General features: G+C 65.8%; 18 protein-coding genes. 7 read left to right on the top strand and 11 right to left on the bottom strand.

Features of this window, described 5'->3' with window-relative positions; translation table 11 throughout:
• Positions 1-24 precede the first annotated feature (24 nt).
• The 5 genes from B3547_RS15210 to B3547_RS15190 form a co-directional block, all read right to left on the bottom strand.
• Entirely contained in the window at positions 25-1101 is a 1077-nt protein-coding gene (locus B3547_RS15210) for a tartrate dehydrogenase (protein WP_292964428.1), read from the bottom strand.
• Positions 1098-2354, bottom strand: coding sequence for a glycerate kinase type-2 family protein (locus B3547_RS15205; RefSeq protein ID WP_292964474.1), 1257 nt, complete (start codon positions 2352-2354; stop codon positions 1098-1100). The genes B3547_RS15210 and B3547_RS15205 overlap by 4 nt, the downstream gene beginning before the upstream one ends.
• A 72-nt stretch (positions 2355-2426) precedes the next feature.
• Positions 2427-3431 (bottom strand): phosphoglycerate dehydrogenase, encoded by a 1005-nt coding sequence (locus tag B3547_RS15200; protein WP_292964426.1) that lies wholly within the window; start codon positions 3429-3431, stop codon positions 2427-2429.
• Positions 3432-3458: 27 nt separating this feature from the next.
• Positions 3459-5555, bottom strand: coding sequence for a hydantoinase/oxoprolinase family protein (locus B3547_RS15195; RefSeq protein WP_292964424.1), 2097 nt, complete (start codon positions 5553-5555; stop codon positions 3459-3461).
• Positions 5552-7207: a hydantoinase B/oxoprolinase family protein gene (locus B3547_RS15190; protein WP_292964422.1), complete on the bottom strand. Its 1656-nt coding sequence runs from the start codon at positions 7205-7207 to the stop codon at positions 5552-5554. Before B3547_RS15190 ends, B3547_RS15195 begins: the two co-directional genes overlap by 4 nt.
• 166 nt (positions 7208-7373) lie before the next feature.
• Here B3547_RS15190 and B3547_RS15185 point away from each other — a divergent pair, with 166 nt between their 5' ends.
• Positions 7374-8267, top strand: a complete 894-nt coding sequence (locus B3547_RS15185) for a LysR family transcriptional regulator (protein WP_292964420.1) — start codon at positions 7374-7376, stop codon at positions 8265-8267.
• Positions 8268-8309: 42 nt separating this feature from the next.
• Here the strand turns inward: B3547_RS15185 and B3547_RS15180 are convergent, their stop codons facing one another.
• Positions 8310-11240, bottom strand: a complete 2931-nt coding sequence (locus tag B3547_RS15180) for a TonB-dependent receptor domain-containing protein (protein WP_292964419.1) — start codon at positions 11238-11240, stop codon at positions 8310-8312.
• Between the two features lie 180 nt (positions 11241-11420).
• Positions 11421-12104, bottom strand: a complete 684-nt coding sequence (locus B3547_RS15175; protein WP_292964418.1) for a Crp/Fnr family transcriptional regulator — start codon at positions 12102-12104, stop codon at positions 11421-11423.
• 207 nt (positions 12105-12311) lie between these two features.
• On the opposite strand from B3547_RS15175, the gene B3547_RS15170 reads away from it, so the two are divergent.
• From B3547_RS15170 to B3547_RS15155, 4 genes are all read left to right on the top strand, one after another.
• Positions 12312-14573 carry a TonB-dependent receptor gene (locus tag B3547_RS15170; RefSeq protein ID WP_292964417.1) on the top strand — a complete coding sequence of 754 codons (2262 nt, stop codon included), beginning with the start codon at positions 12312-12314 and terminating at the stop codon, positions 14571-14573.
• Positions 14574-14682: 109 nt separating this feature from the next.
• Complete coding sequence (locus tag B3547_RS15165) at positions 14683-15966, top strand: CitMHS family transporter (RefSeq protein WP_292964473.1); 1284 nt, start codon at positions 14683-14685, stop codon at positions 15964-15966.
• A 36-nt stretch (positions 15967-16002) separates the two neighbouring features.
• Entirely contained in the window at positions 16003-17406 is a 1404-nt protein-coding gene (locus tag B3547_RS15160) for an acyclic terpene utilization AtuA family protein (protein ID WP_292964416.1), read from the top strand.
• The gene (locus tag B3547_RS15155; protein WP_292964415.1) at positions 17406-17714 is read left to right on the top strand and encodes a DUF4387 domain-containing protein; all 309 of its coding nucleotides are present in this window, start codon (positions 17406-17408) and stop codon (positions 17712-17714) included. The genes B3547_RS15160 and B3547_RS15155 overlap by 1 nt, the downstream gene beginning before the upstream one ends.
• A gap of 47 nt (positions 17715-17761) precedes the next feature.
• Here the strand turns inward: B3547_RS15155 and B3547_RS15150 are convergent, their stop codons facing one another.
• The 4 genes from B3547_RS15150 to B3547_RS15135 all read right to left on the bottom strand — a co-directional run bounded on the left by B3547_RS15150 (position 17762) and on the right by B3547_RS15135 (position 21374).
• Entirely contained in the window at positions 17762-18970 is a 1209-nt protein-coding gene (locus tag B3547_RS15150) for a citrate synthase (protein ID WP_292964414.1), read from the bottom strand.
• Positions 18971-19034: 64 nt separating this feature from the next.
• A complete protein-coding gene (locus B3547_RS15145) occupies positions 19035-20366 on the bottom strand; it encodes an MFS transporter (RefSeq protein WP_292964413.1) in 1332 nt (443 codons plus the stop codon).
• A 223-nt stretch (positions 20367-20589) separates the two neighbouring features.
• Entirely contained in the window at positions 20590-21036 is a 447-nt protein-coding gene (locus B3547_RS15140) for a DoxX family protein (RefSeq protein ID WP_292964412.1), read from the bottom strand.
• A gap of 74 nt (positions 21037-21110) precedes the next feature.
• Positions 21111-21374, bottom strand: a complete 264-nt coding sequence (locus B3547_RS15135) for a DUF2282 domain-containing protein (protein ID WP_124809451.1) — start codon at positions 21372-21374, stop codon at positions 21111-21113.
• Between the two features lie 177 nt (positions 21375-21551).
• On the opposite strand from B3547_RS15135, the gene B3547_RS15130 reads away from it, so the two are divergent.
• Both B3547_RS15130 and B3547_RS15125 read left to right on the top strand, forming a co-directional pair.
• Complete coding sequence (locus B3547_RS15130; protein WP_124809450.1) at positions 21552-22091, top strand: sigma-70 family RNA polymerase sigma factor; 540 nt, start codon at positions 21552-21554, stop codon at positions 22089-22091.
• A partial coding sequence (locus tag B3547_RS15125; protein ID WP_292964411.1) for a DUF1109 domain-containing protein occupies positions 22088-22609 on the top strand: 522 nt, incomplete at its 3' end. The genes B3547_RS15130 and B3547_RS15125, both read left to right, overlap by 4 nt.

Genomic DNA, 22609 nt, shown 5'->3' with positions numbered 1-22609 from the left:
AAACGCGCACGAATGCACGGAAGCTCAGGCGCCGATGGCGTCCACGATCGCATCGGCGCAAGCGATGGTGTTGGCGGTACCACCAAGATCCCGGGTGCGGAACCCCGGCTGGGCCAATACCTCCTCAATCGCCCGCAGCACGGCGGCGGCGGCAACGGTTTCCCCCAGGTGGTCGAGCATCAGCGAAGCGGACCAGATCTGCCCGATGGGATTGGCAATGCCCTGCCCGGCAATATCCGGCGCGGACCCGTGGACCGGTTCGAATAGCGAAGGGAAGCGCCGTTCGGGATTGATGTTGCCGGCGGGTGCAATCCCGATCGTGCCCGTGCAGGCGGGGCCGAGATCGGACAGAATATCGCCAAAAAGGTTGGACGCAACGACCACATCGAACCAGTCCGGATGCTGGACAAAGTGCGCGGTGAGGATGTCGATGTGATACTTGTCCCAGCGCACGTCCGGATAGGACGATGCCATCGCTTCGACGCGCTCGTCCCAGTAGGGCATCGTGATCGAAATGCCGTTGGACTTGGTGGCCGACGTCAGGTGCTTCTTTTCGCGGCGCTGCGCCAGATCGAACGCGAAGCGCAGGATACGGTCCACGCCCACGCGCGTCATTACCGTTTCCTGGATGACGACTTCCCGATCGGAATCCGGGAAGATCTTGCCGCCGATCGACGAGTATTCGCCTTCGGTATTTTCACGCACGACGTAGAAGTCGATGTCGCCCGGGACGCGGCCGGCCAGCGGGCTGGGAACACCCGGCATCAGCTTCACGGGGCGCAGATTGACATATTGATCGAATTCGCGCCGGAACTGGATCAGCGATCCCCACAACGATACATGATCGGGCACCGTTTCCGGCCAGCCGACCGCGCCGAAGAAGATCGCATCATGCCCGCCGATCAGCGATTTCCAGTTGTCCGGCATCATCGTGCCATGTTCGCGGTAGTAATCGCAGCTGGCAAAATCGAAGTGGTCGAACGCGAACCCGCAGCCGTACTTCCGCGACACCGCTTCCAGCACGCGCAACCCTTCCGGAACCACCTCCTTGCCGATGCCATCGCCGGGAATGACCGCGATGCGGTGAACGTTCTTGCTCATGAAGTGCTCTGCTCCTGCACGGGATGCGCCGCATCGATCAGGATCGCGCGGAAATCGTTGACGTTGGTGAGAGTGGCACCGGTGATGACCAGATCGCCCAGTGCCGCGAAGAAGCTATAGGCGTCGTTGCGCGCGAGGTGCCCGTTGGCCGACAGCCCCGCCATTCTTGCGCGGGCGGACGAGGAAGGCGAGATGATCGCCCCGGCGTTGTCCTCGGTGCCATCGATGCCATCGGTATCGGCGGCCAGCGCGAACACGCCCGGCAGGTCTTGCAGACCGGTCAGGAGACCCAGCAGGAACTCCACGTTCCGGCCGCCCCGGCCATCGCCCCGGACAGTTACCGTGGTCTCCCCGCCGGACAGCAGCACGCACGGCGCGCGCACGGGCTGCCCGCGCGCGACGATCTGGCGGGCGATACCGGCGTGGTCCAGTCCGACGTCGCGCGCCTCTCCCTCGATGGCATCACCCAGAACGAACGGCGTATATCCAGCTTTCCGGGCCACGTCCGCCGCCGCTTCGAGCGCCCGTTGCGGCGTCGCGATCATTCGGTAGTCGGGTTCGGTGCCGCCGGACGGCTTCGGCGTTTCGCTATCCGGGCTGGCAAGCCACGCCCGCACCGCCGCCGGCAGTTCCAGCGCGTACTTGTCCACGACCGTCAACGCCTCCGCACGCGTGGTGGGATCGGGCACTGTGGGGCCGGAGGCGATCGTGGCCGGGTCGTCGCCCGGTACGTCGGAGATGGCCAGCGTCACGACCCGTGCCGGCGCGGCCGCGGCGGCGAGCCGTCCGCCCTTGATCAACGAGACGTGCTTGCGCACGCAGTTCATTTCCTCGATCGTGGCGCCGCTCTTGAGCAACGCTTTCGAAAGCGCGCGCTCGTCCTCTAGGCTGACACCGGGAGGCAACGCCGAAAGGAGGGCGGAACCGCCGCCCGATATCAGGCAGATCACGAGATCGTCCGCCGTCAACCCGGAAACCGCTTCGAGGATGCGCCTGCCGGCTTCGACGCTGGCCGCGTCCGGTACGGGATGGCCCGCTTCCAGTATCGTGATGGCGTCGCACGGAACGGCATGGCCGTACCGGGTCACCACCACGCCGGATAGCGATGCCGGCCAGCAACCCTCCAGCGCCCGCGCCATCGCAGCGGAGGCCTTCCCCGCCCCCACGACGACCGTTCGACCAAGCGGCGGCGCAGAGACGCTGCTTGGCAGGCATTGCTGCGGCAGGGCGCTGCCGACGGCGGCCCGAAACATCTCCAGCAACAGGTTCTCCTGCGCGCATCGTTCCGCGCTGGCAGGAGGCATTGCCGGAGAACCGCTCATCGATCAGCCCTTCCGCCCATCGGCCACAATGCATTCGGCCGGCGGATCGCCGCCGTCCAGCACGGCAACCACGCAGCGGGCGGCCACCATGTTGGTCCGGTCCAGCCCCTCGCGCGAGGAGGCGCCCGAATGCGGCGTGGCGATCACGTTGGGCAGTTCTAGAAGCGCTTCGGTGACCGGCTTGAACGCGGGATCGGCTTCGCTGAGGAACACGTCGAGCCCCGCGCCGGCGATCACCCCGTTGCGCAGCGCATCGAGCAATGCGGCATCGTCGACCAGCCCGCCCCGCGCCGTGTTGATCAGGAAAGCGCCTGGCTTCATCCGGGCCAGCGCATCGGCATCGATGATAAACCGCGTCTCGGGCGTCAGTGGCGCGTGGATCGTCACATAGTCGCTGCGCGCCAGCAGTTCGTCCAGGTCGACCCAGGTCACGCCGGAGCGGGCCGCATAGCCGGCATCCGGCGAACCGCCATGGACCAGGACCTCCGCTTCGAATCCAGCGAGGCGCTGCACCACGCTTCGCCCGATCCGTCCCGGCCCGATAACGCCCACGGTCTTGCGATAGAGGTCCGTCCCCAGCAGGATCGACCAGTCCCCGCCGATCATCCTTGCCTGCGTTTCGCGAAAGCGATGCCCGACCGCGAGCATCAGCGCGAGCGTATGGTCCGCGACGGATTCGTGGTTGCCACCCACCGCGATGCACACGACCTTGCCAAGATCCCCGGCCGCCGCCACATCGACGCGATCGTAACCGACGCCACGGCGCGAAACGATCCGGAGATCGGGCAGCGCGGCCATCAATTCGCGCGTCACGCGCGCGTGACCGACGATCCATCCAGCCGCGCCCGCAAGATGCCCGACCAGTTCGTCGTGGCTGAGGTTGCCGTCGGCCTGACCCGGCGGAAGGTCAGCCTGCACCACCTCGCAGCCGGCCTGTTCGAGATAGTCGATCGTCGCCTGATCGAAGAAGCGTTGCGTGACGACGACGCGGCGGCGGGATGGTGGCATGCGGATCTCCAAAATCGCCGGTGCCGCTCAGACGAGGCCCGGGTAGCTGATCTCGACGATCAGGTTGGCAAAAGCATCGACGGTAACGACGGCATCGGGGCCGACGTTGAAACTGGATTCCCGCTCCTCGAAAATCGCGGGACCTTCGATACGGGTGCCCGGCTTCAGGGCGTAGCGATCGTAGACACGTGTTTCCATCCTGCCGAACCCGGGGAAGCTGACGCTGCGCGAGGGCCGCTCCGCCGGCGCATCCACCGGAGCGTGGGCCAGGCTGATCTCCTGCGCGGGCAGCGATGCCGTCAGCCGCCAGTTGACCGCCTCTACCGGAACGTTCTGCACCACCCGGTCGAACAGGCGGCGATACGTGGCGTCGAAGGCTTCACGCACGTCCCCGGTCCGCTCCGGCCCGAGCGTGCCTTCGGGCAAGGTGACAGTGATCTCGAAGCCCTGCCCGTGATAGCGCATGTCCGCCTGCCGCTGGAACCGGATCTCTCCCTGCCCCGAACCGGTATCGGCAAGCATCAGGCGGGCGGCCGCCTCCATCTCGGCGAAGAGGCCGTTGACGTGATCCCAGTCGACCCGGTCAAGCCGGGCGAAATACCCGCGCGCGCTGTCGGTCGAGGGCGCGGCGACGAGGAACCCAAACGCGGAGATGACCCCCGCTCCCATCGGCACGATCAGGCGGCGGACCTTGAGCAGCTTGGCAAGCCCGTAAGCGTGGACCGGCCCGGCACCACCGAACGCCAGCATCGCATAAGCCCGGGGGTCCTTGCCCTTTTCAGCAAGGTGCATCCGCGTGGCTGCCGCCATGCTTTCGTTGACGATCTCCTGGATGCCGCGCGCGGCCGTCTCCCCCTCGATGGCGAGCGGCTTGGCGAGCCGGATATCCACCGCGTTGCGCACCGCTTCAAGGCCCAGCGCCATTTCGCCGCCCAGGAAATAATCAGGGTTGAGGTAACCCAGCAGCAAGTCCGCGTCGGTCACGGTCGGCTCTGTACCGCCGCGTCCGTAGGCGACCGGCCCAGGCACCGAACTGGCGCTGCGCGGACCGACCTTCATCAGCCCCAGGGCGTCCACAGCCGCGATCGACCCGCCGCCGCCGCTGATCTCGATCATGTCGATCACGGTGACCTTGAGCGGCAGACCCGACCCCGCCTTGAACCGTTCAAGCCGTCCCGCCTCGAAATCGTGCTTCACGTGCGGTTCGGCCTGCTCGATCAGGCACATTTTTGCCGTGGTTCCGCCCATGTCGAACGAGATCAGATGATCCTCGCCAATCTGCCGTGCGATGTAGGCGGCGGCCATCGCCCCGGCGGCAGGACCGGACTCGATCAGGCGAACCGGAAAATTCTTGGCCTCGTCGATCGTCGTCAGACCGCCGCTCGACAGCATGATCGAAAGATCGCCATCGAAGCCGAGCGCGCCCAGCTCGTCCGTCAGCCGATCGAGATAACCATGGACGCGAGGCTGAACATAGGCGTTCACGCACGCGGTATTGGTGCGTTCGTATTCACGGATTTCCGGCGCGACAGCCGACGAAATCGTGACCAGAAGATCAGGGAACGCGGCCTTTACGATGTCCCGCGCGCGTTGTTCGTGCGCGGCATTGCGATAGGCGTTCATGAAGGCGATGGCGAGCGCCTCGATCCCCTCGTTCTCCAAGAGGTCGGTGACTTGCGCGATGAGTTCGCGCTCGTCGAGCGGTTCGCGCTCCTCGCCGTTGGCCATGATCCGGCCCGGCACGCCGCGCCGCAGGTTGCGCGGTACGATCACCGGCACGGGCTGCTGGAACAGGTCGTCCACGTCGTAGCGGGTTTCGCGCCCCATCTCGAGCGTATCGGCAAAACCCTGCGTCGCGATCAGACCCACTTTCGCGCCTGTCCGCTCCAGCACCGTGTTGGTGATGAGCGTGGTGCCATGGACGATACTGTGAAGCTGGGACGCCGCAGTGCCGGTCTCTTCCAGCAGTCGCTGCACGCCTTCGATGATCGCCCGGCTGGGGTCGTCGGGCGTGGTCAGACGCTTGCCCGTGCGCGTGATCCCCCGCGCTTCGTCGTGCAGTACGAAATCGGTGAACGTGCCGCCGATGTCGACGCCGATCCGCGCCGTCTTGAGCGCGCTCACGCCTCGCCCTCCGCGCCCTGACCATAATCGCGCGCGGCCCCTTCGCGCGTCACCAGGCCCAGCAGGAGGTCACGTTCGATCGCGGCGGCATCCCGCTCGGCCACATTACCAAATCCACCTCCGCCCGCGAAGTGGAAGGCGACGGCCGCGCCGGGTTTGACCACGGTCCGGGACTTGAGCCGCACCGGCCCCACGCCTTCAACCGAGGCCGAGGCGCAGGCACCGGGCTGGCCGCCCAGCAGGCCGTTCGCCGGATTCTTCTCCCGATCGCCGACGATGGTAACCTGCATCGGCCGCGACGCGGTATTCTCTATCTCCACCGTCTGCCCCAGGCCGCCGCGCTGCCGGCCCGCGCCGCCCGAATCCGGGCGGAATTCCTTTTTGCGGAACAGCAGGGGAGACCCCGCTTCGAGCACTTCCAGGCTGCCCGCTCCCGAATTCGTCGGAAACGCGGTGGTCGAAAGGCCGTCCTTGGCATGTGAGGCCCCCATGCCGGCGCTGGCGAACAGCACCACGGAATAGCGATCGCCGTTGTCGTCCACGCCGCCCAGCCGGGCGCGCATGGCCGGAGCGCCGCCGCTGTCGGCGATGATCCGGTCCGGCACCACCTCCGCCAGCGCCTGATAGATCGCGCATGACAGGATATGGCCCGACAAGTGGCGGGCGGCGACGGCGGCGGGGTATTTCGCGTTGATGATCGAACCTTCGGGCGCCGTCACCGTGATCGGTCGATAGGAACCTTCGTTGCGCCGCGTATAGGGATCGAGCACGCACTTGATCGGGTAGATCGAGTAGGCCTGCGTGTAGTTCATCGTGCAGTTGGTCGCCCGCTGGTTCTGCGGCGAGCTGCCGGCATAGTCGACCGTCATCGTCTCACCGGCGATGGTGATCGTGCAGGCGATATGCGTGGGATGATCGTCGAACCCGTCCAGATCGATCGCGGAGCGATAGACGCCATCGGGCAGCGCCGCGATGGCAGAACGCATGGAGCGCTCCGACATCGCCTGTATTGCGCGGGAAAGATCGTCGAGATCGGCAAGCCCCGTGTCGACGAGGAAGTCCACCGTGCGCCGCCGGCATACCTCGTTCGCGGTGACTTGCGCTTCCAGATCGCCCAGCATCAGATCGGGCAGGCGCACGTTATTGAGCAGCAGCGCCAGCATGTCTTCGCTACGCTCGCCGGCGCGATAGAGATGCAGCGGCGGAATGCACACGCCTTCCTCGAACAGCTCACGATTTTCAGCGCCCAGGCTGCCACCAATGTCCGGCGTGTGCGCGGCGGTCCCGGAAAAGCCCACCAACCGGCCAAGGTGGAAGATCGGCACGATCATCGCGATGTCGGGCAAGTGCCCGGTGCCGATCCAGGGATCGTTGGTGATGACGCAGTCCCCTTCGCGCCAGCTCTCGGCGGGAAAGCGCGACAGCATGTGCCGCGCGGTGCGCCCCAGCAGGCCGGCGAACGTGGGGATGCCGCCGCTGCATTCGGCCAGCGTTTCGCCTCGCGCGTTCATCAGGCAGGTGGCGAAATCGTTCGATTCCCGGATGATCGGCGAAAAGGCCGTGCGCAGGAGCGTGGTGGCCGATTCATCGGCTACGGCGATCAGCCGGCTCCACAGAATTTCCAGCGCGATCGGATCGAAACGACTGCCCATAGATCCCCATTCCCGTTGCCCCGTCTTTCGACCGTTGTCCGGAGCCTTGCTTACGGCCTAGCCGGCGTCGGCCGAGCCATCCAATACAGTGTTCGCATAATTTGATCCGCGTTGCCGCCCGCCTCGGCCCTTGCGGGACAACCGCGTTTCGCGCAGACCTTCGGCCATGGACTCCGAATGGCTAGAGGATTTTCTTGCCCTGCTGGATTGCGGGGGGTTTTCGCGGGCGGCGGAAAAGCGGGCGGTCAGCCAGCCCAGTTTCAGCCGGCGCATCCGCTCGCTGGAAGACTGGGTCGGCGCCACCCTGATCGATCGCAGCACCCACCGCATCCAGCTGACTCAGGCGGGAGAGCGGTTTCGCGGCGTGGCGGAGGAAACGTTGCGCCGCCTGCAGCTGGGGCGGGACGAGGTGCGCGCCATCGCCAAAGCCTCGTCGGAGACCTTGCGGTTCGCCTCGACGCATGTCCTGTCGCTCACCTTCTTTCCGCTGTGGCTGCGCCAGCTCGAAAACGCGCACCCGTTCAGCGCCACCGTCGAGCTGACCGCCGACAACATGGTCGCCTGCGAACGCCTGATGGTGGAAGGCCGCGCGCAATTCCTGCTGTGCCATCATCACGAGGCCGCGACGACGCGGTTCGGATCGGACTTCCGCTCGATCCGGCTGGGCGAGGACGTGCTTCTGCCCGTGGCCACGCCCGGACTGCTCTTGGACGAAAGCGCCGACCATCTGCCGCAGCTGTGTTTCACCGCGGATTCGGGCATGGGCCGGATCCTTTCGGCCGCCTGGGCCGCCGCCGGACGCGAACCGCCCTCGAACCCGATCTTCACCTCTCACCTCGCCAGTGTGCTGACTGCCATGGCGCGCGATGGACGGGGCATCGCCTGGACCGCGCAGAGTCTGGTGCAGGACGATCTGGCAAGCGGCCGGCTGGTACGCGCTGGCGCGCCGGACGATGACGTGCCCATCGAAATCCGGTTGTGGCGCCCGAAGGCGCGGCAATCGGCGGCGGCCGAAGCGCTCTGGTCCCGGATTCTCAAGGCGCATTCTTCCCCCGGCTGAACGGGCGGCCGCGCCGGAAACCGGAGCGACCACCCTGGCGGTTCAGAAGCGCGCCTTGATGCCGGCATAGAAACGGCGCCCAAGCAGGTCGTAGGTATAGGGATCGGTAGCAAGGACGCCAGTCACGTTGTCGTTGAGCACCGGCGGCGTCTTGTTGAACGCGTTCACGACGCCAAGGCTCAACGTGAACTGCTTGCCCACGTTGAAGGCCAGATCGAAATCGAAATAGCTGACAGCGGGCACGCCGTGCGCGGTGCCGCCAGTGCCGACGTTGGCGGCATTGGCCATGGCCCCGAGATAGCGCCAGCGCATTCCGGCCGAAACGCTCTCCAGCGTCACCGTGACGCCGGTGGTGGCCTTCCAGCGGGGATGCGCATCGGCGAACAGGTCGATCTGCTGGTTTCCGATGGTTCCGGCGTAATCCAGCGTCGGCGCGGTGGCGAAGTTCTTGATCTTGAAGCTATCGAGGTAGGTGATCACGGTGTTGATGCCGAACGATCCTTTGCCCTTCCACCCGATTTCATCGAACCGGACGCGCCAGTCCAGCTGGGTGTCGACGCCGGTCGTCTTGTAGCTGGCAAGATTGAGCAGCGGATTCTGAATCACGGTCAGCTGGCCGTTGGTGGCATCGCGCGCCAGCAGCGAGCAGTAGTAATTGCTGCTGCTGAAGGTGGGATTGACCGTACCGTCGAAACACTGTGACAGCGCCACGGTATTGGTGATCTGCCCGATCGCGCGGCTGATCCTGATCGAATACCAGTCCACCGACAGCGAGATGTGCGAGAGCCACGGCGAGGCCAGCCTGGGATTGAGCACCAGACCGATCGAGTAGGTGTCCGCCGTTTCCGGCCTCAGCGCGGTGTTGCCGCCCGCCTGGAAGGGCACGCGGGGGTTGGTGTTGGTGAAGCCGGTAATGAGGCTGGCCGGAACCCCCTGCGCCAGGCACAGGGCCGTCACCGCCGACGCGTTCGGCCCCGAACGGTAAGCGCCACGGGAATCACAGGGATCACCCGATCCGATCAGGCCGGGGGAGCCGATCGGCGCCTGCCCCAGGTTGGTCGCCGCGAACAGCTCCCCCGCCGAAGGCGCGCGTGTCGCCCGGGAATAGCCCCCGCGCAGCCGCAACCCGTCGATGACCGTCCAGTCGCCGTCGACCTTGTACGTCGAGATACCTCCGACCGTATTGTAGTGCGAATAGCGATAGGAAGCATCGATGTTGAACTCGCGGATCAGCTGTGCGTCCTTGATGACCGGGATCAGCAGCTCGCCATAGGCTTCGGTGGCCCTGGTCTTCCCGGACGACCCGAACACGGGCAGGAAGTTGGCGAGATCGCCGCTCGAAATCAGATTGTCCGGGCTGAAGGCATAGGTGTTTTCGCGATAGTTCGCGCCCAGCGCGAATTTCAGCGTCCCCGCGGGAAGCTTGAACAGGTCGCCGGCCAGATTGGCCTCGACGTTGGTCTGCTTGAGTTCGGTGACATTGCGTGCCGTGCGCGCGATATAGGCGATGCACGAAGCGGAATTGGGCGTTGGCCCGAACGGGTTGTAGCCGCCGCTGCACAGGCTTCGCCCACCGTCCGCCGCGCTCAGCAGGGTCTGGAGCGCGGAGGAGCTGGGATAGCCGGTCTCGGTGGTCAGCGCGCGGGTCTTGCCGAAGCTCGCCACGAGGCTCCAGTCCAGATGGGCGCTGCGGATCTTGCCGTTCAGCCCGGCCGTAAGCTGGAACACGTCATAGTCGTTGCGCTCGGCCCGCGTACCCGCTTCCTGCATGAACCGGGTGATCGTGAACGGCGCGTTCGGATTGGGCCGCGAGGCGAGGTACGTGCGCAGATCGGCCGGAATGAACGGGTTGGTCACCGGTACCGACAGGATCTTGCCCGACGACGACCCGGCGTTGGCATAGGCGCCGCCGGTGGTGACGTTATAGCTGGTGTACCACCCTTCCACGAACGCCTTGATATCGTCGGCCACTTCGTAATCGGCGCGGCCATAGATGTTGTACCGGGTCAGCGGCGTCTGTGCGGTATAGGTATCGGTGGTCGTGAACTGCAGGATGCCGCCATAGTAGATATAGGGCAGGTTCCGGCTACCGCGATAGTTGACCGCGCCGGTCGGCGCGAACAGCGTGCCATCGGCGTTGAACGAGAGCTGCGACGAGCGTGAAACCGATCCCGCCGCCGCGCCATAGCCCGCGAAAATGGCATTGACCGCCGCCTGGCTCGGCAGGTTGCTGGCCGAGACGTTGACCAGCGAACTCGGCAAGGCCGGGACGACGACCTGCCCGCGCAGATAGGCACGCGCGTCGAACGGAGCGGTGCGGCGATCCGAATAGCCGATGGAAATCATCGCCGAACCGCGCCCGTCGGCGAATTTACCGCCAGCGATGGCGTTGAAATCTCGCGTCTGCCCGTCGCCCATCCCGGTAACGCCCATCTTGCCCGAAACCTCGAGCCCGTTCACGTCGCGGCGGAGCTTGAGATTGACCACGCCGGTTACCGCGTCGGAGCCGTAGATCGCGGAGGCGCCGCCCGTGATAACCTCGACGCTGCCGATCAGGTTCGCGGGGATCACGTTGAGATCCACCGAACCGTCCGCCGCCGAAGGCTGCACCCGCCGCCCGTCGAGCAGCACCAGAGTCCGCTGCTGGCCAAGGCCGCGCAGGTTCAGGCTGGCCTGCCCGCCCCGCGCCTGCGTGTTGGTGGAGGAACTGGCGGACGAAGCGATTTGCGGCAGCTGGTTGAGGCTTGTCTCCAGCGTGGAAGAATCCGTCTTCGCGATGAAATCGGAACTGACCGTGGAGATCGGGCTGCTCGACGTGTAGTCGCGCCGCGCGATGCGCGAACCGGTCACGATGATCTCGCCGCCTTTATCCGCGGTGGCCGGCGCTGCGCCATCCACTCCATGAGCCGGTTCCGCGGCCGCTTGCGCCCAGACCTGTTGCCCGGCGGCAAGGCCGATCACCAGAGCGCCCACGGCACATGAATTCTTCCAATCCATACATCCTCCCAAACCCGTCTCGACGCGGGTTCTTGCGATGCTGGATTTGTGAAGGCCGGGGATGCCGGTATCAATGCCGCTTCCTGAAACATAACATGCGCCCGATGCATGATGTGTCAGACGAGCGGTTTCACACCGGAAGAATGCGCCTGATCGTCAGGCGGCGCCGAAGGCAAGGCCGTCGACGCGCAGGCCCTCCACGTTGTGCAGCAGCCAATGCCCCCGCCTCTGGCTGATCTGGCCAGCGGCCTTGAGCGCGCCGATCTCGCGCTGGACGGCCTGGCGCGTCACTTCCAGGAAATCCGCGAAATCACCCTGGACCAGCGGCAGTTCGACCAGCACCGATCCATCGGCAAAGGGCTTGCCGCAATGATCGGCAAGGCTAGCGAAACACACGCTGATCAGCTGCCGCAGCCGGAAGGTCGAGCGCATCTCGCGCATCACGAACTGGCGGCTCGTGTTGTTGGCGAACTTGCGGCACAGCGCGTCGGGAATTTCCCGGAATTCGCCATAGAGCTCCCAGAAATCGCGTTCGGCCAGCATCCGCAGCCGCACGTCGGTGAGCGCGACCGTGGTATGGTTGAAGGGTCGGCGCGCGATCACCGGCGTTTCACCGAAACAGTTGCCCGGCCGGTACAGCAGGATCAACACCTGCCGGCCATCCGGATTGAGGCCGAGCAGCCGCACGTACCCGCTTTCGACCTGATACATGCCCACGGCCCGGTCTCCCGTCCGCCGCAGTGTCTGCCCGGCCGGTATTTCCACCGTCGTCATCCGCGCCACGATCGCCTCACGCACGTGCGCGGGCAATTCGTGGAGCCAGTTCTCGCGCGACATCATCGGTTTCGCTCGCTTTCGTCCTCTCCCTGCGCCGTACCAGCGAATGCGGGAATAAAAAAATGCGCGCAATGCAATCTGGATGGCAGGCATCTCCCGTGACGAGACCGCACATAGGGGCCACTGCATGGCACCGGTCACAACCGGCGCCGGCAGCGCATCACACGGCATGACGGGCGGAAAGTCCGTATGCGGGGGAGGATTGGGACCATGACATCCGATTTCAGGCGCGCGCTGTTGCGCGCATCCACGGCGGCGGGCATCGTATGCGCACCGTCCGCCATTCTGGCGCAGGAGGCAGCCGGTGGGCAGGCCGACACGAACGAAACCGGCGCATCGCAAGCCACCGACGGCGGCGCGTTCGGCGACATTATCGTCACCGCGCGCCGGCGTGCGGAATCGCTGCAAAGCACGCCTGTCACCGTGACGGCCTTCACCGGCAAGCAATTGTCCGAAAAGGGCATTACCAACTTCGACCGGCTGGCCCAGGCCACGCCGGGCGTGAACTTCGACGCCAATCCCCGGGCCGCCCCGCGGCCGTTTTTCCGCGGCATCGGCAGCAGCAACCAGGGCGCGGGTGGCGATCCGTCGTCGGTCGCCTTCCTCGACGGGATCTATCTCGCCCGCGGCGCCATGCTGGGCATCGATTTCTACGACATGGAGCGCGTCGAAGTGCTCAAGGGGCCGCAGGGCACGCTCTGGGGCAAGAACGTCGTCGGCGGCGCCATCAACTTCATCACCAACAAACCGGTGCATGAAGCGGAAGGAAGCGCCGAGCTGACCTTCGGCGAATACGGCCAGCGCAACGGCAACCTCATGCTGAACCTGCCCGTGACCGACACGATCGCGACGCGGTTCGTGCTGGGCGCCGTCACCAATGACGGCTTCCGCAAGACCGTGACCGGTCATCCGCTGGACGACGAAAACAAGCTGAGCGCGCGCGGGCAGATCAAGGTCGATCTTTCGCCGGGCACTTACCTGCTGCTGTCGGGAGACATCGCCAACCAGGACCTGTCGGACAATTCGCGCTACAACGTTATCGTCCTGCCCTTCCGCACCGCTTCCCCGTTCGGGTACGACGACTACGACAAGCCGCGCGTGGCCAATCCCGATGTGCAAGGCTTCATCAAATCGCGGACCGGCGGTGCGCGCGCCGAACTGACCACCGACGTCCTGGGCTTCGCGAACTGGACCACCACGGTGGGCTGGCGCACCCTGAACTACAGCTTCCTCAACGATCTGGACGGTACCAACGCGGCGACCAATGCGGCCAACCGCCTCGGCACCGACGGCATCCAGCTGCTGGGCGTGGAAAAGGCTGATTCCTATTCGGTGGAATCGCGGCTCTCGTCCACCGGTTCCGGCCCGTTGAGCTGGGTCGGCGGACTCTATTTCAACCACGACGATATCTATCGCGAACGCGAAACGCAGCAGCAGCTCGTCCCGACCACGGTAAACCGTTTCATCGGCCGTTCCACCAACGACAGCTACGCGGTCTTCGGCGAAGGGCAGTATCGCTTCGGGTTCGGCCTGCGGCTCTTTGCCGGTGGTCGCTTCACCCAGGAAAAGAAGACCTACGACGCCCGTCGCATTCGCGGCACGCCGGCAGCACCGGTCGTGAACTATGACACCGGCAGCCAGCCCGGCGTGTTCGACAAGGGCGTGTTCACCTATCGCGTCGGCGCGGACATGCGCTTCAACGACAATATCTTCGCGTTCGGTTCGATTTCGACCGGCTTCAAGTCAGGCGCCTTCCAGGAACAACCCAGCACGGCCGCGCTCGCCCGCGTGCCGACCGCACCCGAGCGCGTCACGAACTACGAAGTGGGCTTCAAGACGGACTGGTGGGACCGCAGGCTGCGCTTCAACGTCTCCGGCTTCATCATGGATTACAAAAACTTCCAGACCATCAAGGTGGTCCCCGATCTAAGTGTCGGGCCGCTGGGACAGCGCGTGACCATCGACGTCGCCGACGCCAACATCAAGGGCATCGAGACCGAATTCATGATCAAGCCGGTCGAATGGTTCGATGCGACGGTCCGCTATACCTACCTGCATCCGTTCTTCACCAAGTACATCCAGACGTCGGGCTTCGACGTGAACGGCAATCCCAGCTTTACCAACGGCGCGGGCAATCGCCTGAGCCGGACGCCGGTGAACGCCGTGGTGGCCGATATCGGGCTGCAGACTCCCAGGGCCGCGTGGGGCTGGCTGCGCGCCGCCGTGACGATGGATTATCAAAGCGACATCTACGACAACAACATCAACAGCTACACCGAATACCGGCGCTCCCGCACCCTGTGGGACGCCAGCGTGACCTACTACCTCAACGATCGCTTTTCGGCCCGCGTGTGGGGCAAGAACCTGACCGACGTGGAATACCGCCTGTGGCAGACCAACGGCGGCTCCTACCAGTTCGTGCAGTATGGTCCGCCGCGCCAGTTCGGCGTCACGCTGGACGCGCGGTTCTGACGGTGTCGCGCTTCGGGCTCACCTCTCCACCCGAGGCGGCCCGGCCGCCGCTGCGCCATGGCGCGGCGGCGGCACTCCGGGTGATGGCGGAAGGAAACGACGCGTGCTGATGCTGCTCGGTTACATGATGGTTCTGACGTTCATGGTCCTGATCATGACGCGGCGGCTGACCGCGCTGGTCGCGCTGATCCTGATACCGATGCTGTTCGGCGTGCTTGCCGGCCACGGTGCCGATCTGGGCAAGATGGCGGTCGACGGCATCGCGCAACTGGCGCCTACCGCCACGTTGCTGCTGTTCGCCGTGCTCTATTTCGCGCTGATGATCGATGCCGGCCTGTTCGATCCGCTGGTCAACCGTGTGCTGCGCTTTGCCGGCGAAGACCCGGTGCGCGTGGCGCTGGGCACCGCGATCGTCGCGCTGATCGTGGCGCTCGACGGCGACGGCGCGACCACGGCGCTGATCACGATCACCGCGTTCCTGCCGGTCTATCGTCGGCTCGGCATGAATCCGCTGGTGCTGGCGGTGATCCTGGGTTCCGCCAACACGGTCATGAACCTGGCGCCGTGGGGCGGCCCGGCCGGCCGCGCGGCGGCGGCGCTGCACGTCGATCCGGCGGACGTCTTCGTGCCCCTGCTGCCGACGATCGCGGCGGGCATTCTGGGCACGCTGGCGATTGCCTGGCACCTGGGCCGGCGCGAACGCGGCAGGATCGCGCGCGGCACCGACCCGATCGAATCCGGCGAATCGATCCTTTCGTTCACCCGCGACATGACGCTGGCCCGCCCCCGCCTGATCTGGTTGAACCTGGCACTCACGCTGGCGATGCTGGGCATAGCGATCGCGCGGCTGGTGCCGCTGCCGCTGGCGTTCATGATCGGCTTTGCGGTGGCGATGCTGCTCAACTATCCCTCGCCCCGCCTGCAGGGCGAGCGGCTCAAGGCCCATGCCGAAAACGCGCTGCCGATCGTGGTGCTGATCCTGGCCGCCGGGTCGTTCACCGGGATCATGGCCGGCACCGGCATGATCGACGCCATGGCCAAGGGCGCGATGACCGCGGTGCCGCCGGCGATGGGCCCGCAGCTTGGCATGGTCACGGCGTTCCTGGGCATCCCTTTGACGTTCGTGTTGTCGAACGATGCCTACTACTTCGGCGTCATCCCTATCATCGCCCAAACCGCCGCGCATTACGGGGTGGAGCCGGCGGTGATCGCACGCGCCTCGTTGCTCAGCCTGCCGACGCATGGCCTCAGCCCGCTGGTGGCGGCGGTCTATCTGACGGCTGGCCTGCTCGGGTGCGATGTCGGCGCGATGCAGCGCTTCGGCCTCAAATGGGCGCTGCTGCTGACCCTGATCCTTATCGCCGCAGCCACGCTGACCGGCGTGATCCTGTGACTTTTCCGAACAAACCGCTGACGATGGAAGCATGACATGACAGAACCTAAGGACAATCCGTCCAAGCCCATATCGGTCCTCGTCCCGGCCGGCTCGCTTGGCGCCGGCGTGCGCGAGGACGAGGTTGCCTATGGCATCGCCAGGGGCGCCATGGTGATCGCGTCGGACGCCGGCTCGACCGACAGCGGTGCGGCCTATCTCGCGCTCGGCATTTCCAAGAATAACCGCCAGTCGGTGAAGCGCGATCTGACAATCATGATGAAGCAGGCCTGGGCCGCGCGCATTCCCATCGTGATCGGCACCAGCGGGCAGGCCGGCGGTGACAAGAACCTTGACTGGACGCGCGATATCGCGGTGGAGATCGCGCGCGAACTGGGCATCACGCCAAAGATCGCACTGCTGCGTTCCGAACTGGACAAGGCGACGGTCAAGGCGAAGAACGCGGCGGGCCGGATTCGTCCGCTAGCTCCGCTCGGCGCGCTCGACGACGCCACGATCGATGCGTGCGACCACATCGTCGCCGCCCTGGGGCCAGAGCCCTACATCGCCGCGCTGGACGCCGGCGCGGACATCATCCTGGGCGGCCGCACCACCGATACCGCCGTGATCGCCAGCTATGCGCTGTGGAAGGGCGCGCCGGCCGGCCCGAGCTGGCATGCCGGCAAGATCGCCGAATGCGGCGCACAATGCACGGAAAAGGTGGAAGAAGGCGCTGGCGTGCTGCTGCGGATCGACCGGGACAGCTTCGAGGTCGAACCCCTCAGCACGGCCAACCGCTGCACGCCGCACAGCGTCTCGGCACATATGCTTTACGAAAACAGCGATCCGTTCCGCCTTGTCGAGCCCGGAGGCGTTCTGGACGTCACCGCGTCGCATTATGCCCAGATTGATCCACGCACGGTGAAGGTCACCGGATCGGTGTGGGAGCCAAAGCCCTACACGATGAAGCTGGAGGGCGCCTCCAGCGGCCGCTTCCAGACGGTCATGCTCGTCGGCATCCAGGACCCCGTGGTCCTCAACAACCTGGACGCGTTTCACGACCGGATGCTGGGGGTGCTGTACGATCGCGTCCACAAGGCGGTGGGCGAAGCGGCCGGCGACTTTCACCTTTCGCTGCGCCTCTACGGCTGGAACGCGGTTTCCGGCGACAAGGTGCCGGCCGGCACGCCGGCCCCGCGCGAGGTTGGCGTGCTGTTCGTCGCCACCGCCGATACGCAGGAAATGGCCACGCAGATCGCCAAGGCGTGCAATCCCTATTTCTTCCACATGTACATGCCCGAGCACGAGGAAATGCCCAGCTACGGCTTCGCCTTCACCCCGGCGGACATAGAGCGCGGTCCGGTCTACGAGTTCCGGCTCAACCACGTGGTCGAATGCGACGATCCGATGGAGCTCGTCCGCACCGAATGGGTCGATCTGGCGCTTGAGGAGGCCGCGTGATGGCAACGGTCAACGAGGTGTGCAGGCTGGTCCGCTCCAAGAATGCCGGCCCATACTGGGTGACGGTCGATTTCTTCTTCAAGGACGCCGAAAGCTATGCCCGGCACGCGCACAGCCCGGCGCTGGGAGGCGACACCTTCGCCCGGCTGTTCGGTGCCGATGCCGCGCTGGTGAAATACTTCCCGGTCGACAGCCTTCACGTCCTGAAAGTGTCCTACCCACGCACCTCCCCGCAAGGCGGCGAAGTGGAGCGCGACATGCACTGCGGGCAGCAATATGTCCGCCTGCTCGACATCGAGCTGGATTGAGCGCGCGCAGGGGCATAGCCGAACCTTGGTTCCGCCCCTGCTTGCCATCATGCCACGGGGGGTAGCGGCCCCTTGTACACCTGTTCGCGCCGGCCGGCTTCGCCAAGCTGGTACTGTTCCGAAGCGTGCGCGATCCAGCCGATCGCGCGGCCGATGAGAAATGGCGACTGGGTGGCGCTTGGTCCGCGCAGCGCCGCGTCCCCCGCCAGGCCGATCCGCGCCGTGACGAAGGCGGACAGGAGCGAAAAGGCGGGCTTACGGTCCAGCACGTCCTCGGCATAGCGCAAGGCGTGACGAAACCGGGCATAGGCGGGATCATCGCCCAGCGCCGCGTCGCAATAGTCCACCAGCACGCGTGCCCGGGGATCGCCGCCCGCATAGAGGCGGCTTTCGAAGCCCGGCAGCGGCTCGTGCTCGCGCATCCGCCGGGCGATCGGTTCTTCCGGATCCGCCGCCTCGATCGTCTCCGCCACGAACTGCCGCGCGGCAAGACTGTGCCCGAACTTGCTGCTGCGGCCGGCGTGGATCATCAGCCCGGCCGCGACTGACCGCCACGGGGTAACGCCCGTGCTGGCCACCGCCCGCACGGCATAGGTCCCCTCCTCGAAGCCGTGGTCCGCGCCCAGGATCAGCAACCGTCGCACCAGATCGGTCACCGCCGGTTCAAGCCGCAACGCCGCGCCGAACTGTTCATGGATCGGCTGGACCGAGGGTTCGGACCGGCGCAGAAAGATAGCGGTCAGCCAGCGAATGATGTCGGCCCCGGACCGCGCCATGCCGATCGGCGTCAGATCGTGCGCATGGGCGTTGGCGTGTTCCAGGAAGGGCAGATGGGCCACCGCGCGATCGACCGCCGGCTCGCCCGCCAGCAGGGCATCCAGTTCCGTGAAATGCGCAGGACAGCGCGGCGCACGGGCGGTGAAGGCCTTTTCTTCCTCCACGTCCCACAACAGCGCCGCCACCGCCTCGACCGAGGCTGTTTCCGCCAGCTCGGCAGCGCTGCGCCCACGATAATAGGGGCCATGCTCGGTCAGCAGGGTAATGCGGCTTTCGCGCTGCAATTCACCGGGCGCGAACGCCGGTTGCCGGCCCTTGCGCCGCAGCCTTTCCACGTCATCGCGCCAGTAGCGGCGCGAACGCGAGCCCGGCACCGGTTGCGAACGCAGCCCCTTGCGGCTGACATAGGCGTAAAGTGTGGTGACGCTGACGCCCAGCAGCGCGGCCGCTTCTTCCGCGGAGATATATTCGTCATCCATTGAACGCCGGAATTTCATATGGACAAATCAACGTCAAGGTTGATGTATTCATATCGTAACCGCGCTACAGTTGCCTCGCCGGATCGTTGGCATCGATCGCTTGGCGCAAGGCGGGCAGGCACACGCGCAAGGCAACGATCGCGAGCGGGATGGCCGTTCCCAGCAGGATGCTCAACGCCCAGCCGAGCCGCGCTTCATCATGGAACACATAGTCGGTGATCGCGCCTACCAGCGGCGGTCCCAGGCCGCCCAGCAAGGCAAGCGGTATCGAGAACACGGCGAAGACTCGGCCGCGCAACGTCGGCGGCGCGATCATCTGGATCGCCACCGAGGCGTAGGCCAGGCAGGGAATGGTGATAACGCCGGCCACCGCATAGCAAAGCACGAACGCCACGCGGCCTTGCACCAGAAAGGCGGCCACCGTGATCGGGCAGGTCGCGATCAGTAGCCAGGTGTAGAAGCGGATGTGAATATCGCGAATGCCGCGCGCGAACAGCCGGTCCATGATCATGCCCTTGACCACCAGCGAGGCGGCCCCGACGGTGCTGATCAGGCCGAGCACCGGGCCATAACTGACCGGTTCCCAATGGAACTGGCGCTGGAGATACGACGGAACCCAGGAAATCAGGCTCTGTCCGCAGATCAGCAAGAGACCGAATCCGCCCAACATGGGTATCATCAGCCGGCGTTGCGCGACCAGGAACCGCACAACGCTGTCGCCGCCGCTCCCCACGCGCCCGGCCGCCGCGTCGGGATGCCCTGGCTCCCGGAAAGTCAGGCACAGCAAGCCGATGAACAGCGACGGTATGGCGGTGATCGCGAAGGCCAGGCGCCACGGCTCGACAGCGCGCAAGGTCGGCAAGGTGCGCGTGGCATAGGCCGCGCCACCCACGACGATCCCGCCAAGCGCGAAGGCGAAGGCGGTGCCCATCTTGGGCCCCATCGAAAAGACAGAGATCGCCGTGGTCAGGCGCTCGCGCGGGAACTTCTGCGCGATGAGCGAAAGGGCCGCCGGAGACAGCGAGGATTCGCCGATGCCGACACAGATGCGCAATGCCAGCATCGCCACGAACGAGCCGGCAAGGCCGGACGCGGCAGTCGCCGCCGCGAACAGGATGGTGCCGCCCAGAATCACCATCCGGCGCGAATAATGATCCGCGAGCCATCCCAGTGGCACGCCCGCCACGGCATAGGACACGGCGAAGGCAGGCCCCAGGATCATGCCGACCTGGAAGTCGCTGAGCAGCAGGCTCGCCTTCATGTCCGGCACGACCATGGTGACGATGAAGCGGTTGAGGTAACTCGCCACGTAAAGCGACGAGACGACCGTCAGCGTCCACCAGGCATCGAAACCAGCGCGCGTGGGCGCCGCCGCCGTGCGCCCATCACGCCCCATGCCGATGCCGGCGGCTGGAGATCAAGGAGACTTTACCGCCTAAACGGCGGCACGCTGCTACTTCCTGACGCGCGGCCCGGTCCGCCTCGCTCATGGACGATACCATCGCCACCGTCGCCACTCGTTCTCTCCCGGTTCTGTCCGCCGGGTATCCCGCCGCAACGCCGGCCTGTCTATAAGGCCCGGCGCATGGAATTATGTGCGAAACGACGAGCCGGGTTTTTTAGCGTGCGGCCCGCGATCTGGTGAGCAAGCCGTCGAGCGAGAAGCGTCCGCCTCCGCGCAAGACGAGCGGCACCAGCAGCGCCGTCCAGCTCAGGTGCGTGGGCCAGGCATCGGGATAGACGAAGATCTCGATCACTGCCGTCATGCCCAGCAGGCCGAACGCGGCGATGCGCGTGCCGAGGCCAAGGACGAGCATGGTCGAGAACAGGTGTTCGGCGATCGTGGCCATCCACGCCGCCAGCACCGGCGGCAGCAAGGGCAGCGCATATTCGCTGCGGAACAGTTCGAATGTACCGTCGGTGATCGTGAACAGGCCTTCCACTTTCGACCGGCCCGACAGGAAGAAGACCGGAGCGATCGCGAGCCGGTCGAGCAGGAGCAGCACGTCGTCGCTGCCGATCCGCGCGACAAGGCCGCCTAAGCCGGATTTGCGTTCAGGGTTCATGAGCCGTCTCCCGGGCAAAAGGAAGGGCCCGGCCGGTGAGGAACGGGGGCAAGTCAACCGGCCGGGCAGGAGCTTCAGGTACGGGGGGTTAGCGACCCGAAGCCCTTTGGCGTGCGAATGTGCGTGCAGGTGCCGGCCTTCACCAGCTTCCAGGCATCGCCCTGATAGTCGACGCGCGAGGTTCCGGCGCAGCTGGTGCCGGCGCCGGCCTTGCAGTCATTCTTGCCGGCCTTGGCCACGCCGTAGCACTTTTCCATCTGCGGCGCGTCCGCTGCGCTGACAGCGGTGCTGGCGCCGATGGCGATGGCGGCAGCCAGGGCTGCGTGCGTGATTTTCATGGTTCTTTCTCCTATGCGGGTTTTCGTTGATCCACCGGCCGTATCAGGTCCGACCACCGCATTTCGATCAGGGACGCGTTCCGGTTACGGATCATCGGCCGGGAAAATTTTTGCCGGATCGCCTGTCCGGTTGTAACCATCGGCCCATCCGCCCCGAAACGGCTTCGGGAAACGCACATGCAGGCAAGCGAAGATCAACTGAAGGCGTGGATGACACGCGGGCTGGACGGCGATGCGGCCGCGCACCAGTTGCTGTTGCGCGGGCTGCTGCCAGTGCTGCGCCAGTTCTATCGCCGCCGGATGAGCGGGCGCGAGGACGATGTGGAAGATCTTGTCCAGGAAACACTGATCGCGGTTCACCAGCGACGCATCACATACGATCCCGCTCGGCCGCTGATGGCCTGGGTTTTCGCGATCGCGCGCTACAAGATGATCGACAGCTTCAGGCGTACCGGGCGGACGTGCGCGATCGAGGGACTGGAGGACATTCTTGTCGTCGAAGGCTTCGAGGACGCCAGCAACGCCCGCTCGGACGTCTCCCGCCTGCTCGATACGATCCCGGCCAAACAGGCGGCCGCGATCCGGGCCACGCGGATCGACGGACTCAGTACGGCCGAAGCCGCCGCTCGGCACGCCATGGGCGAATCCGACGTGAAAGTATCCGTGCATCGCGGGCTGAAAGCGCTCGCCGCACGGGTCAGGGACACATTGAAATGAACACCGACGACCTTATCGACAGCCTGACGAAGGACGTCAAACCCATGCCGCGCCATGCCCTGCGCCGGAGGCTGACCGCCGGTTTGATCCTGGGGGGCGGGGGGACTCTGCTCGCCGTCGGCGCATGGCTGGGCTTCCGGCCCGATCTCTGGATCGCCATGCATGGCGGCGCATTCTGGATGAAGTGGCTCTACACCGCGTCCCTGGCCCTCTGCGCGACACTGGCGACCGCGCGGCTGGGCAGGCCCGACGGCGCGGCGCTCGGCTGGCTGTGGATCATGGCCCTGCCGGTCGCGGGCCTTGCGGCGATCAGCATTGCGGAAATGGCCAAGACGCCATCGTCCGAATGGATGGCGATGTGGCTGGGCGCGAGCTGGAAGATCTGTTCGCGCAACGTATTCCTGCTGGCGATCCCGATTTTCGGCGGGCTGCTCTGGTCGTTCCGGCGACTGGCCCCCACGCGGCTGCGCGCCGCGGGCGCCACCGCCGGCCTCACGGCGGGCGCCTGGGCGGCCACG

The organism is Novosphingobium sp. UBA1939 (genome assembly GCF_002336885.1).
In the GTDB taxonomy this organism is placed as follows: Bacteria; Pseudomonadota; Alphaproteobacteria; order Sphingomonadales; family Sphingomonadaceae; genus Novosphingobium.
This window is presented reverse-complemented; position numbering and strand designations above follow the sequence as displayed.